The 14,487-nt window shown below is 33.1% G+C and carries 13 protein-coding genes; 9 read left to right on the forward strand and 4 right to left on the reverse strand.

Annotation, left to right across the window (positions count from 1 at the left end; all coding sequences use genetic code 11):
* Position 1: 1 nt before the first annotated feature.
* The 6 genes from MW871_RS04835 to MW871_RS04860 all read left to right on the forward strand — a co-directional run bounded on the left by MW871_RS04835 (position 2) and on the right by MW871_RS04860 (position 5,261).
* Entirely contained in the window at positions 2-718 is a 717-nt protein-coding gene (locus tag MW871_RS04835) for a pirin family protein (protein WP_188051144.1), read from the forward strand.
* Positions 719-729: 11 nt separating this feature from the next.
* Positions 730-1,032 (forward strand): GNAT family N-acetyltransferase, encoded by a 303-nt coding sequence (locus MW871_RS04840; protein WP_223151108.1) that lies wholly within the window; start codon positions 730-732, stop codon positions 1,030-1,032.
* A gap of 268 nt (positions 1,033-1,300) precedes the next feature.
* Positions 1,301-1,747, forward strand: a complete 447-nt coding sequence (locus MW871_RS04845) for a MarR family winged helix-turn-helix transcriptional regulator (RefSeq protein ID WP_188051143.1) — start codon at positions 1,301-1,303, stop codon at positions 1,745-1,747.
* 1 nt (position 1,748) lies between these two features.
* On the forward strand, positions 1,749-3,134 hold the full coding sequence (locus tag MW871_RS04850) for a TolC family protein (protein WP_188051142.1): 1,386 nt from the start codon (positions 1,749-1,751) through the stop codon (positions 3,132-3,134).
* 12 nt (positions 3,135-3,146) lie between these two features.
* Entirely contained in the window at positions 3,147-4,100 is a 954-nt protein-coding gene (locus tag MW871_RS04855) for an HlyD family secretion protein (protein WP_248427761.1), read from the forward strand.
* A gap of 3 nt (positions 4,101-4,103) precedes the next feature.
* Positions 4,104-5,261 carry an ABC transporter permease gene (locus MW871_RS04860; RefSeq protein WP_248427762.1) on the forward strand — a complete coding sequence of 386 codons (1,158 nt, stop codon included), beginning with the start codon at positions 4,104-4,106 and terminating at the stop codon, positions 5,259-5,261.
* Between the two features lie 83 nt (positions 5,262-5,344).
* On the opposite strand, the gene MW871_RS04865 is transcribed toward MW871_RS04860, so the two are convergent.
* From MW871_RS04865 to MW871_RS04880, 4 genes are all read right to left on the reverse strand, one after another.
* A complete protein-coding gene (locus tag MW871_RS04865) occupies positions 5,345-6,979 on the reverse strand; it encodes an ABC-F family ATP-binding cassette domain-containing protein (protein WP_210645745.1) in 1,635 nt (544 codons plus the stop codon).
* Between the two features lie 165 nt (positions 6,980-7,144).
* Complete coding sequence (locus tag MW871_RS04870; RefSeq protein ID WP_188051138.1) at positions 7,145-8,608, reverse strand: alanine/glycine:cation symporter family protein; 1,464 nt, start codon at positions 8,606-8,608, stop codon at positions 7,145-7,147.
* A 298-nt stretch (positions 8,609-8,906) separates the two neighbouring features.
* Complete coding sequence (locus tag MW871_RS04875) at positions 8,907-10,082, reverse strand: GlmU family protein (RefSeq protein WP_188051137.1); 1,176 nt, start codon at positions 10,080-10,082, stop codon at positions 8,907-8,909.
* A 174-nt stretch (positions 10,083-10,256) separates the two neighbouring features.
* Positions 10,257-10,508 (reverse strand): type B 50S ribosomal protein L31, encoded by a 252-nt coding sequence (locus MW871_RS04880; RefSeq protein ID WP_188051136.1) that lies wholly within the window; start codon positions 10,506-10,508, stop codon positions 10,257-10,259.
* Positions 10,509-10,750: 242 nt separating this feature from the next.
* Here MW871_RS04880 and MW871_RS04885 point away from each other — a divergent pair, with 242 nt between their 5' ends.
* The 3 genes from MW871_RS04885 (at position 10,751) to MW871_RS04895 (ending at position 14,478) form a co-directional block, all read left to right on the forward strand.
* Positions 10,751-11,293: a DUF4199 domain-containing protein gene (locus MW871_RS04885; protein ID WP_210645743.1), complete on the forward strand. Its 543-nt coding sequence runs from the start codon at positions 10,751-10,753 to the stop codon at positions 11,291-11,293.
* 4 nt (positions 11,294-11,297) lie between these two features.
* Entirely contained in the window at positions 11,298-12,254 is a 957-nt protein-coding gene (locus MW871_RS04890) for a glycosyltransferase family 2 protein (protein WP_210645742.1), read from the forward strand.
* Between the two features lie 496 nt (positions 12,255-12,750).
* Complete coding sequence (locus tag MW871_RS04895) at positions 12,751-14,478, forward strand: phospho-sugar mutase (protein WP_248427763.1); 1,728 nt, start codon at positions 12,751-12,753, stop codon at positions 14,476-14,478.
* Positions 14,479-14,487: the final 9 nt, after the last annotated feature.

Below are 14,487 nucleotides of genomic sequence, written 5' to 3' on the forward strand. Positions count from 1 at the left end.
TATGAATACACAACTTTTTAAATCAGACACAAGAGGTACTGCTAATTTTGGTTGGCTAAAGGCAAATTTCTCTTTTTCTTTTGGCAATTATTTCAATGCCGATCGCGTACAATTTGGAATGTTACGCGTATTAAATGACGATACTATTGACGGAGGAACTGGCTTTGGCACACACAGTCACGCTAACATGGAAATAATAACTATTCCTTTAGAAGGCGGTCTAGAACATCGAGATAGCATGGGAAATGAAGGAGTAATTCGCTTTGGAGAAGTTCAGGTTATGAGCGCTGGATCTGGCGTAGAACATTCTGAAATGAACGCAAGCAAATTAGAAGAAGCAAAAACATTACAATTATGGGTATTTCCTGATCGAGAAAATGTAGCTCCAAGATACGACCAGAAATCATTTGATATTGAAAATCAAATCAATACCTTTGTAAATATTGTTTCGCCAAACGATCAAAATGATGGCAATGCACTTTGGGTTTACCAGAAAACCTTTTTCCATTTAGGAATTTTTGACAGTAACACTACAACCAATTATTCGGTTAGGATTACTAAAAATGGTGTTTATTTATTTTTAATTGAAGGCGAAATACTAATTAATAACCAAGTTTTGAAGGCAAGAGATGCCATGGGAATAACGGATTTTGATTCCGTTGAAATTCAGATTATTTCCAAATCAAAAATACTTTTGGTAGAAGTACCAATGAATTAGCGTTAATTATCATGGATGGATTAATCACTATTGACATTAAAGACAACACATTTGCACGACAATTTGAAACTACAGTAGAGGAAGGATTAGTTACTGTTGAATATTCTTTTCAAGAGAAGAAGATATTTCTAACGAAAATTAATACTCCAGAATCGTATGAAAATGAAGAGTTTATCACTAATTTTCTAAAAAATATAATGGAAATTGCGATAGAGCGAAAGTTCAAAGTAGTTCCAATTCTTCCAAAAATAGTGGTTTTCTTCAAGAAAAACCCAGTATATAAAGAATTACTTCCACCGGGAATTAGACTTTAGTAAAAAGGTGCCGTTCGAATGAGCTGCACCTTTTTTTTATAAATTGTTTAAAACAAAATCAATATCCTTTTTTACTAATCAGTTCCAGTTATCGCACCATTTAGTTCGTTCATTCTGTATGCTGCTGAAAAATCATTGTAGCTGTTATTTATTTGATAAAATCAACATCTAAAATCGTTAATAAGACACTCTTTTACAATAAAAAATAATACTTGTAATTTACAAGTAAATTTTAAATACCTTTGTAGTTGTTTAAACAACTATATTTATGGGAACAATTTTTTCAACAGAAAATTTATATACTATTTTGTCTGGAAGGACGCACTCCGCTTTTAACAGAGCGTTGTTGACTAATTTTAGAAAAAACAATATTTCGCTAACAAAAGAGCAATGGACTATTTTAGGTGTTTTGTGGAAAAATGAAGGCTGTACACAACAAACCTTAGCAGATCAAACTTCGACTGACAAACCCGGAATAACGCGTTTAATTGATCATTTGGAAAAAGAAAATTTAGTAGAACGGCATCCTGACGCAAATGACAAACGATTAAAATTAATTTTTTTGACTCCCAAAGGGAAATCAATTGAAAAGGAAGTAATGATTGTTGTCAATGAAACTCTTAAAAATGCGATAAGAGACATTGAACCAGAAAGGCTCGAAATCGTAAAGGAGACTTTTCTTCAAATTTATAATAATTTAGAAACAAAAAAATAAGATGAAAAAATATCTACTACTTTCCCTTTTTTCGCTTTTTACATTTGCTACTGGTTATGCGCAAATAGAAATTTCAACTTCTTTACAAGAGGCGATTCATAAAGCTATTGAAAAAAACAGTTCGATAAAAAATAAAGAACTCGAAATTGAAAAACTGCAACTTCAGGAAAAAAGCGTTTGGAATAAATATATCCCAACGGTAGAAGCTAGTGCCATTTACTCCTATTTTGACAATAAATTGACAGTTGATCTTCCTGCCACAACCCTACCTATAATTAACATTCCGGTGTTTGGTGGAAAATCGACTTTTGATAATTACGGAAATATTTTTAATGGAAGTATAATGGCAAAAACGGTTTTATTTAGCGGTATGCAAATTCCTAATGGTGCTAAGGCATTGAAGCAAAAAGCAATCGGAACAGAATACCTAAAAGAATCTGAGAAGGACATTATTATAAAAGACGTAATTAACACCTTTGACCAAATCACTTTATTAAATGAAGTTGAAAAACTTTTGAATGACAGTGAAAAGAGATTGCAAACAGAAACCAAAAGAATTTCTAAAGCAATCGAAGAAGGTCTTGCTATTCCTTATGATCGAGATAAAATAAAATTGGCCTCATTAGAATTGAAATCTAAAAGAATTGAACTAGAGGGAAAACGAAAATTAGTATATAGAAAAATACGCTATTTAACCGGCTATTCCGATTCAGAAATAAATAATGTTCAATACAATTTAGTTCCTTATTTAATTTTGGAAGAGAATTTAAGCACCGAAAACAAAAAAGAAATCAAAGCCTTAGAATCATTTAAAGTAGCCTATGAATATTTGCTAAAGAAAGAAAAAGGAACTTTTCTTCCTACTTTAGGTGCTTTTGGGGGCGTAACCCACAGCAGTGTATTTGATGCAAACTCAACAACTCCTGTAATTCCAGGCCTAAATACGCCTCTTCATTTACAGTTAAATGAGATCACGATAAGTCCAAATTGGATGATTGGTGCAGGAATAAAATGGGAAGTTTTTGCCGGTTTTGAAAGAAATCATAAAGTTCATGAAGCCAAAATAAATATTGAACAAGTACAAAACCAAATTGATGACACTAAAGAAAAATTACAATTGCTATTGGAAAACAATTATGTTAACTATTCGGTTTTGAATCAAAAAATAGAAATAGCATCACAACAAGAGAAAGTAGCCCATAACAATTTGAATTTAGCCATTAAACAATATAAAGAAGGTTTGATAAACATATCTGAACGTCTAGAAGCCGAAAACGATTCTTATAAAGCATCTTTAAATAAAATAAATATCCTAATAGAACAGCGTCTATCAGCTATTGAAACCATTATAGCTACGGGCGAATTAACAAAATATATAACAAATTAAAAGCCAGAATCCATGAAAAAAATAATCACTTTAGTGGCAATCGTAGTTTTGCTAATTGGCTGTGGAAAATCAAAAAAAGAAGCTCAAATTCAAGGGAAAGTAGAAAAAGAACAAATTTCGATAGTTAGTAAGGTTCCTGGAAAAATCGTCCAACTATTTGTAAAAGAAGGCGATTTGGTAAAAAAAGGAGATACACTTGCTATTCTGGATCTTCCAGAAGTTGACGCCAAAAAACAGCAGGCTGAAGGCGCGGTTACTTCGGCAAAAGCACAGTACAATATGGCTGTGAAAGGGGCTACTGAAAACCAAATTAAACAACTTGAAGCAAAAAAACAAGGCCTGAAAGAACAGTATGAATTTGCTCAAAAATCCATCAAAAGATTGAGTAATATGCTCAAAGATTCCTTAGTTTCACAGCAAACCTATGATGAAACATTTGCTAAATATCAAGGAGCACAAGCACAATACAATGCTGTTCAGGCAGAATTGAACGAAGCAAAGAAAGGTGGCCGAATCGAGCAACAAACGATGGCTCTTGGTCAACAAGACAGAGCTGTTGGCGCATTGCAAGAAGTACAAACCGCAGACAAAGAGCGTTACATTATTGCCCCTCAAGACATGAGCATCGAAACCATAACCCTAAACTTAGGCGAACTTGCATTGCCTGGATATACCTTGTTTAATGGCTATATTGCCGATAGTGTTTATTTTCGTTTTACGGTTGCAGAAAACCAATTAGGCAAAATAAAAAAAGGGCAGGAAATACTAGTTCATATCCCCTATACTAAAAAAGACATAAAAGGAATTGTTACTACCGTAAAACAATTGGGCGCCTATGGAAACATTGCAACTGCCTATCCCGATTATGAAATGCAGGAAAGCTTGTTTGAAATAAAAATAACGCCTTCGAATAGTAAGGAAGCAAAAGACCTGATTACAAAAACCACCGTAACTTTATCCCTATAAATTATGCAAAATTTCTGGTCACTTCTTAAAAGAGAATTCAAACTCTTTTGGCAAAATAAAGTACTCCGATTGCTTTTTATTGGAGCACCGTTACTTTATGGTATTTTGTTAGGCTACGTTTATGGAAAAGGAAAAGTTACCGACTTACCGATCGTTGTAGTGGATGAAGACCGTAGCGAAATGAGCGCAAAAGCATTGCAGATGTTTGATGATAATGAAGTGCTTAATATCACCTCATTATTATACGACCAAAATAATCTTTCCCAAATTGCCATAGAAAAAGAAGCAGCATGCGTTGTAATTATTCCAAAGGGTTTTGAGAAAATGGTGTTGACCAAAAAATATCCAGAAATTGTAACTATCGTAAACACCTCAAATGTTTTAACGGCTAATTACGCTTCTGGTGCTTTGCAACTTTGTCTTGGAACATTAAAAGCAGGGGTTCAAATGGAAACATTACGCAAACAAGGAATACCCGAAAAATTACTAGCGACACAATATGAACCGTTTAAAACAACCTTTATAAAAAAGAACAACCGCAGCACTAACTATATGTATTTCCTTTGGCCAGGAGTATTAGCAGCCGTTTTACAACAAGTTCTTTTGCTGGGTTTAGCCTTGTCTTTTGCGTCAGAATACGAGAACGGCACATTCAAAAAATTAGTAAAAAAAAGCCCTTCTTTACTAAAATTGATGAGTGTAAAAATTATTCCCTATTTGATGATGAGTTTCGGACTTTGGCTATTGTTTTGGTTATTTACCTTTTGGTTCCGAATTCCCTTCTATGAGAACCTGCTTCCGCTTACATTTGTGGCAGGAATATTTGTACTTTCTGTGTGCTTTATCGGAATTTTAGTCAGTATTATGATTCCAAACCAGTTAAAAGCAACCGAGATTTTAATGGTAATTGCTACGCCAAGCTTTATTTTGAGTGGATTTACCTGGCCTTTAAGTCAAATGCCAGTCTGGGTTCAAGGCATTGCTAATTGTATCCCGCTAACTCATTTCCTAAAAGCATTTCGCATTTTAATTATTGAAGACGGAACGCTATCCCAAACTACTAGTTCCATTTGGAATATGGTTATCATTGGAACAATTTGCAGCATTCTATCCTATATTGCTTTGTATTTAAAAAGAAAAAGTGTTTTAAAAGAAATTTAATATCCTGATATATAAAAAGCAAAAGGCATAAGAATTTAACTTATGCCTTTTACTTTTGTACTTTGCCTGTTAGAGCTAAAGGATTATTTCTCTATTTCATTCATACTATCCATTTTCTTGTGCGCTAAGAAACCTGTGATATCTTCAAAATGCTCCACTACTCTTTTGTTTCCAAATTCGAAAACCTTAGTTGCTAAACCATCAAGAAAATCTCTATCGTGAGAAACTAATATTAAAGTTCCATCAAAATCGCGCAACGCATCTTTGATAATATCTTTAGTTTTCATATCCAAGTGATTGGAAGGCTCATCCAGAATTAATAAGTTTACGGGCTCTAACAATAATTTTATCATCGCCAAACGTGTTTTTTCTCCACCAGAAAGCACTTTCACTTTCTTAGTCACGTCATCGCCATGAAACATAAACGCACCCAAAATGTCTTTGATTTTTGTTCGAACATCACCCACAGCAATATCATCAATAGTTTCAAAAATCGTAGCATTTTCGTTTAATAAAGACGCTTGATTTTGAGCAAAATAACCAATTTGTGCATTATGACCAATCTCTAGACTTCCGCCATCGATTTCGATTTGCTTCATAATAGCTTTTATCATTGTCGATTTTCCTTCTCCATTTTTACCAACAAATGCTACTTTCTCGCCTCTTTCGATAACAATATTAGCATCTTTGAAAACCACGTGATCGCCATACGATTTAGATAAATCTTTTACAATTACAGGATATTGACCCGAACGGACAGCTGGTGGAAATTTCAATTTTAAAGCAGATGTATCTACCTCATCGACTTGAACAATAACCAACTTTTCTAACATTTTTACACGCGATTGAACGGCATCTGTTTTAGAAAAAGTTCCTTTGAAACGATCAATAAAAGTTCTGTTATCCGCAATCATACGTTGTTGTTCATCGTATGCTTTTTGTTGGTGCATACGACGGTCTTTTCGCAACTCTAAATAATGAGAATACTTCGCTTTATAATCATAAATACGTCCCATTGTCACTTCAATAGTACGATTGGTTATATTATCTACAAAAGCTCTATCGTGCGAGATTACTACAACCGCTTTGGCTGAATTAATCAAGAAATCCTCTAACCACTGAATACTTTCGATATCCATGTGATTGGTAGGCTCATCTAACAAAATTAAGTCTGGTTTTTGCAACAAGATTTTAGCTAATTCTATTCGCATTCTCCAACCACCTGAAAACTCAGAAGTTTGACGACTAAAATCTTCTCTAACAAATCCTAAACCAATTAATATTTTCTCAACCTCAGCTTCGTAATTTACCTCTTCGATAGCATAGAATTTCTCACTTAGATCAGAAACTCTTTCAATTAATTTCATGTAAGCATCACTTTCGTAATCCGTACGAATCGTTAATTGTTCATTGATTTCATCTATTTCTGACTTCATAGAAAAAATTTCTCCAAATGCTTTTGAAGTTTCTTCCATAACAGTTGCGCCATCTGTAGTTAATAAATGCTGTGGCAAATAAGCGATAACCGCCTCTTTTGGTGCCGAAATATTTCCAGTTGATGGTTTGCTTTGACCTGCAATTATTTTAAGCAGCGTCGATTTTCCCGCTCCATTTTTACCCATTAGGGCAATCTTATCATTTTCATTTATAGCAAAAGAAACATCACTAAAAAGTGTTGTGCCTCCAAATTGCACAGAAATATCGTTAACTGTAATCATTTTTATAAGTTAGAGATTAGAAATCAAAAAATAGAATCAAAATAGTGCCTAAAATTTGAAGGTGCAAATATAGAGTAAATAAGTAATTAGTTTTTATAAAATAAAAGCTTCTAAGAACAGTAATAAATTACTATTTTTAGAAGCTTTTGCAAATAAAAAAAAGGTTTAGACTTGCTCGTTTTTTTGAATAGTGTTCCAAATATGCGCATTAGTGACTCCAATATCTTCCGGGTTAAAAACTGGATCTAAACCTTGCTTTTTCTGTTTTTCATAGTCTTTTAGCGCTGCTAATGCTGGTTTTTGAAGTAAAATGATTGCAATAATATTAAACCATGCCATCAATCCAACCCCAATATCTCCAATATCCCATGCTAGTTTAGCTTGATTTATAGAACCATACATGATCACTAACATCATAATTATTTTAAGAACATAATTAAAAAAAGGAGATTCAAATTTTCTTGTTAGGTAAGAAATATTTGTTTCTGCAATATAATAATAAGCCAAAATAGTAGTAAACGCGAAGAAAAACAATGCAATAGCTACAAAATAAGAACCAAAACCTGGAAAAACGCTATCCATAGCACTCTGCGTGTATCCTGGACCTACTGCAATATTTTGAGCACCAGAATATAAGAATTCAGAGGCACCTGCGATTCCAAAATCTGGATTATGCACATTGTACTTACCGGTCATTAATAACATAAATCCTGTTGCAGAACACACTAATAAAGTATCAATATAAACAGAGAAGGACTGAACTAAACCTTGTTTCGCGGGATGAGAAACATTGGCAGCCGCTGCAATATGTGGAGCTGTTCCTTGCCCAGCTTCATTAGAATAAATTCCTCTTTTTACTCCCCACTGAACTGCTAAACCAAAAACAGCTCCAAAACCAGCTTCCATATTAAAGGCACTTTTAAAAACTAAGGCAATTACATCAGGAAGGTTCTTGAAATCAACTACTATAATTATCACCGCAATTAACATATACCCAATAGCCATGAAAGGAACAATATATTCAGTGAATTTTGCGATCCTTTTTACACCTCCAAAAACAATTGCAGCAAATATCAAAACAAGACCAACACCAGTAACCCATGTTTCTAAGTTAAAGGCATTTTTGATTCCGTCTGCAACAGAATTTGCCTGAACACCTGGCAAAAGAACTCCAGCAGAAATTACAGAAACAATAGCAAATAAAACTCCAAACCATTTAATTCCTAATCCGCGCTCGATATAAAATGCAGGACCACCTCGCAATTCACCTAAATGTTTTTCTTTATAAATTTGAGCTAAAGTAGCTTCAATAAACGCTGTACTCGCTCCTAAAAAAGCCACTAACCACATCCAAAACATGGCTCCTGGACCTCCAAAAGCAATTGCTGTTGCTACTCCTGCAATATTTCCCGTACCTACTCTACCCGCCAAAGACATTGATAAAGCTTGAAAAGAGGAAACACCCGAATCAGTGCTCTTACCATCAAATAACAAACGAAACATTTCTTTGAAATGACGTACTTGTAAAAAACGCGTTCTTACAGAAAAATAAAGTCCTGTTCCAAGACACAAAGCGATTAATGCATTACTCCAAACAAGTCCATTGATGACACTTACAAAATTCTCCATATAATTAATTCATTTATAATTATCATAAAACCAATAAAGGTTTGATTTTATTATTAATTTTCGATAAAACTATAACATACAGACAATAAAAACTAACTATGTGCAGTAATAAAACTAAAAAAATAATTAATTCTCTATAAATCAACATCTAATAGATCACCTTTATTTTAGTTTAAAGTTGTTTTTTTAACATATAAAACTCATTATGTAAAATTAAATCGGCAAAAATGAACTAAAAAAAAACTGCCCCTTTTACAAAAATAAGGCAGTTCTAGATCGATGAGTTTTCTAAATTAAATTAGTCTTTCCTCCATTTTTTACTTTCTTCAAAAACATGCTCTAAAATAGCAGCTTCTCTTTCGTCGAATTCAACACCTCTACGAATCATTACTAATTTAGCAGTTTCAAATGCTTTTTTAGTAAGATAGGTTGTAAATCCAGAAGCACCTCCCCAAGAAAAACTCGGTATAAAATTACGCGGAAAACCAGTACCAAAAATATTGGCACTTACACCCACAACAGTTCCAGTGTTAAACATGGTATTGATACCACATTTACTATGATCACCCATCATTAATCCACAAAATTGAAGACCCGTTTTAGCAAATCCTTCTGTTTCATAACTCCATAATTTTACTTCTTCGTAATTATTTTTTAGGTTTGAATTGTTAGTATCTGCACCCAAATTACACCATTCTCCCACAACAGAATCCCCTAAATATCCTTCATGTCCTTTATTAGAATGTGCAAAAAGAACGGTATTTTTTACTTCACCACCTATTCTTGAATGCGGTCCTACAGTTGTAGCACCATAAACTTTAGATCCCATTTTAACAGAGGCATTATCACAAAGCGCAAAAGGACCACGAACCATAGAACCTTCCATAATTTCGGCGTCTTTACCTATATAGATAGGTCCCGCAGAGGCATTTAGAGTAACAAATTCTAATTTTGCACCTTCTTCAATAAATATATTTTCAGGAGCAATCACATTTACACTTCTAGGAATAGGTTGTGATTTTCTATCTTCTGTTAAATATTTAAAATCCTCCTGAATTGCCAAATCATTTTTAGAAAAAATCTCCCAAGTATTTTTAATCGTAATACACTCGTCGTGGTATTCTATAATTTCGTAAGTATCAAAATCTACTTCTTCCTGCTCTTCGCTGGTATAAAAAGCAATGACTTCATCTCCTTTAAAAATAGCTTGATTCACCTCTAAATTACTAACCATTTCAGCCAAAACATCATTAGGAAGAAAAGAGGCGTTTATCATAACATTTTCTTCTAACTCTACCATAGGATATTTTTCAGACAAGTATTCTTCGGTTAATGTCGTTGTAGTAGAACCCAAACGCATTTCCCATTTTTGACGAATGGTCACGATTCCGATAAGAATATCAGCAACAGGTCTTGTAAAAGTAAAAGGTAATAAGGCATTTCGTGCAGGTCCGTCAAAAAGGATATAATTCATAAAACGAATTTATTTATAGATTTCTTAGTTTTAAACTTTTTAAATGCAAAAATAATTATAAAAATGCGTTATTTTAATAAAATTAGTACTAAAATTCACTTCACATTACTTATTATTAATAAAAAAAGCCACGCTTCCCAGCATGGCTTAATTATATAGATAAACAAATTAAAATTATTTAACGTGCTTAGCGTATTTAGTTTTAAATTTATCAATACGTCCTGCAGTATCGATAAGTTTAGATTTACCTGTGTAAAAAGGGTGAGAAGTTCTAGAGATCTCCATTTTCACTACTGGGTATTCAACACCATCGTGAGTAATTGTTTCTTTAGTATCTGCAGTAGATTTAGTAATAAAAACTTCGTCATTCGACATGTCTTTAAATGCAACTAATCTGTAATTTTCTGGGTGCGTTCCTTTTTTCATCGTGTTAATCTTTTTTTATTTGTTGGCTACAACTTGTTTTGAAGCTTTTCCTCTAACAGAAAAGGTATAAACTCATTATAACTTTTTGTTTTACAATATTATTTTGAGTTTGCAAATTTACAATTTATTTCCAATAATCAACTATATGCATGACTTTTTTTATATAATTGTAAAAAGAGATTTTTGCACCGCCATATATTGGGAATTGTTATATTTGTAGCTTAATAAATATAAGTATAAATATGGAAAAGAAAATATCTCCTGCGAAATCTGGACTCCAATATGGCGTTTTATTCGGTGTAATAATGGTATTAGAGTTTGTTATAATGTACATTATCGGCATGAAAGCCCTTGTAGGAACAAGTGCAGGTTTGATTGTAAATATTGCCAATTATCTAATACTGCCATTTGTCTTTATTTATATAGGATGTAATAATTATAAAAAAAACATCAATAATGGATTTATTTCTTTTGGTGAATGTTTGAAAACTGGTGTGTCAATCACCTTTATCGCAGCACTTATATATGCTATTTTTAGTATTATCTTCAATTTGATTTTTCCAGAATTCATAGATGAGATGATTTCCATTTCAAGAAGCGAAATGATCAAAACAACTCCAAATATTACAAGTGAACAATTAGAATTAGGTTTAGGAATGATTAAAAAATTCATGAACCCATATATTGTTTTTCCAGCTACTCTTGCAATGTATTCCTTTTTCGGATTAATATATTCATTGATTGTTGGTGCATTTGTAAAGAACCAAAACCCGCAAAGCATATAAATTAATGAATTTATCCATACTTATACCGCTTCTTAACGAAGAGGAATCGCTACAAGAATTATACACTTGGATCATCAAAGTGATGCAAGAAAACAACTATACCTATGAAATTATTTTTTTAGATGATGGTAGTACGGATAATTCTTGGGCAATTATTGAAGGTTTTGCTCAAGAAAACAACTTTGTAAAAGGTGTTCGTTTCATGAAAAACTTTGGCAAGTCGCAAGCACTACATGCTGGTTTTGCAAAAGCTAAAGGCGATGTAATTATTACGATGGATGCCGATTTACAAGATAGTCCAGAAGAGATTCCGGGATTATATGAAATGATCGTAAACGGTAAGTATGATTTGGTTTCTGGTTGGAAAAAGAAACGCTACGACTCCGTTGTTGCCAAAAACTTACCTTCAAAATTATTCAATTGGGCTGCAAGAAAAACTTCGGGAGTAGAACTCAATGATTTCAATTGTGGGCTAAAAGCTTATAAAAATGTTGTCGTAAAAAACATCGAAGTTTCTGGTGAAATGCACCGTTATATTCCTGTTTTAGCTAAAAATGCCGGATTTGGAAAAATTGGTGAAAAAGTAGTGCAACATCAAGCCAGAAAATATGGTGAAACTAAATTTGGTATGGAACGTTTTATCAATGGTTTCCTGGATTTAATTACGATTTGGTTTCTTTCTCGGTTTGGAAAACGTCCCATGCATTTATTTGGTGCTATAGGTTCTTTGATGTTCATAATTGGATTTATGTTAGCAGGATTTATTGGTATCTCTAAATTATACCATATGTACAATGACATGAGATACAGCCTTGTAACAAGTAATCCTTGGTTTTATATTGCATTAACATCAATGGTTTTAGGAACTCAATTATTCCTAGCTGGTTTCCTTGGAGAAATAATATTACGAACCAAAAACAACGAAGAGCGCTACAAAGTATCTAGAGAAGTGAATTTTTAGTTAATTTCATACAACTGAAACTTAGAAACAAATGCTTTTTGCATACTTAGCACTAAATTATCGTTTTTTTTTAAATACAGAATTTCGTTTATTTATGATCGAAAATAGGATTGCATGAAATATATTTTCTATAGTGATGATTGTTTCCTATTACATAAAAAGCTAAAATTTTTTCTAATATCTTTCCTAAAGTGTAAAATAGAGTTTTAGATTACTATTGTAGCTTTGCTAGTATTGAATCTAAGTTTGAAGACTATTTGTCTTGTATTATATTCAAATAATTAAAAATCAGTATCTAATTATCAACAAACATTTTGCTGACAACACAGACAATACCAACAAAATAAAGAGAGAAAAAAAGTTATACAAAAAGTTCATAAATGCCTAGCAAGTCTTGATTGGTTTGAATAAACTATTTACTGTTTTTCAACCAAAGATTGAAAAATCTAAAAACCTTGGGAATTACAAATAGTTCTTGAACTAAAAATTATTAAAAATGGAGATTAAACAAAATATATTAGACGCAGTAAATGAATGGCTAACACCAACATTTGATAATGAAACTCACATTGCCATTAAAGAGTTAATGACTACATCACCTGCGGAATTAGAAGAGAGTTTCTATAAAAATTTAGAATTTGGAACAGGCGGAATGCGTGGTGTAATGGGAGTTGGAAACAATCGTATCAATAAATATACGCTTGGAAAAAGCACACAAGGCCTTTGCAATTACATGCATGAAGTATTTCCTAACAAAAAATTAAAAATTGCTATTGCTTATGACTGTCGCCACAACAGTAAAACTTTAGCAAAACTTGTAGCAGATGTATTTACTGCTAATGGAATTTCAGTGTATTTGTTTTCAGATTTACGACCTACGCCAGAATTATCTTTTGCCGTAAAATATTTAGGTTGCCAAGCAGGAATCGTTTTAACAGCTTCACACAATCCGCCTGAATACAATGGTTACAAAGTATATTGGGAAGATGGGGGCCAAATTGTACCTCCAGAAGACAAAGGTATTATTACGAGTATTGAAAATTTAAATTACAATGAAATCAACTTTACAGCTAACGAAGATTTGATTCATTATATAGACACAGAAGTCGATAAAGCTTTTATAAAATCATCTATTCAAAATGCGAGCTTTAACACGGATGCTGCAGCCAAAGAAAATTTAAAAATCGTTTTTACCTCCTTACACGGAACCTCTATCACTTTGGTTCCTGATACTTTAGCGCAAGCTGGATACACCAATGTGCATATCGTACCTGAACAAGCGGTTCCTAATGGCGATTTCCCTACCGTAAAATCTCCAAATCCAGAAGAGCCAGAAGCATTGGCTATGGCGATTGCATTGGCAGAAAAAACCAATTCGGATATTGTTATAGGAACAGATCCAGATTGTGATCGTTTAGGCGTCGCCGTTCGAAACAATGCAGGTCAAATGATTTTGTTAAACGGGAATCAAACTATGATCTTGATGACTGCTTTTTTATTAGAACAATGGAAAAAAGCGGGAAAAATTAACGGAAAACAATTTGTAGGTTCTACAATCGTTTCTACTCCTATGATGATGGAGTTAGCGACTAATTATGAAGTAGAATGTAAAATAGGATTGACTGGCTTTAAATGGATAGCCAAAATGATAAAAGATTTTCCAGAACTAGAATTCATAGGTGGCGGTGAAGAAAGTTTTGGTTTTATGGTAGGTGATGCTGTTCGTGATAAAGATGCTGTTGCCGCTACTTTATTAATTTGCGAAATGGCAGCTCAAGCAAAAGCAAAAGGAAGTACCATTTACAAAGAGTTAGTCAAATTATACGTAGATAATGGATGCTACAAAGAGCATTTAGTTTCGTTGACCAAAAAAGGAATGCATGGCTTAGAAGAAATCAATCAGATGATGATTGATATGAGAGAGAATCCAATAAAAGAGATCAACGGACAACGCGTTATAATGGTGGAGGATTATCAGTCATCAACTGCTAAAAACTTACTAGACGACGAGATTACTACATTACACATTCCAAAATCAAATGTTTTAATCTATTATATCGAAGACGGTTCTAAAATTTGCGCCCGTCCTAGCGGAACAGAACCAAAAATAAAGTTTTACATTAGTGTAAACACGGAATTACATGCGGTAGAAGATTTTAAGGAAGTAGAAGAAATCTTAGACAATAAAATAAAAGACATTATTGCAGCAATGCAACTGAATTAATTATAAAAT

It is taken from the genome of Flavobacterium pygoscelis (assembly GCF_023162025.1).
GTDB lineage: Bacteria > Bacteroidota > Bacteroidia > Flavobacteriales > Flavobacteriaceae > Flavobacterium > Flavobacterium pygoscelis.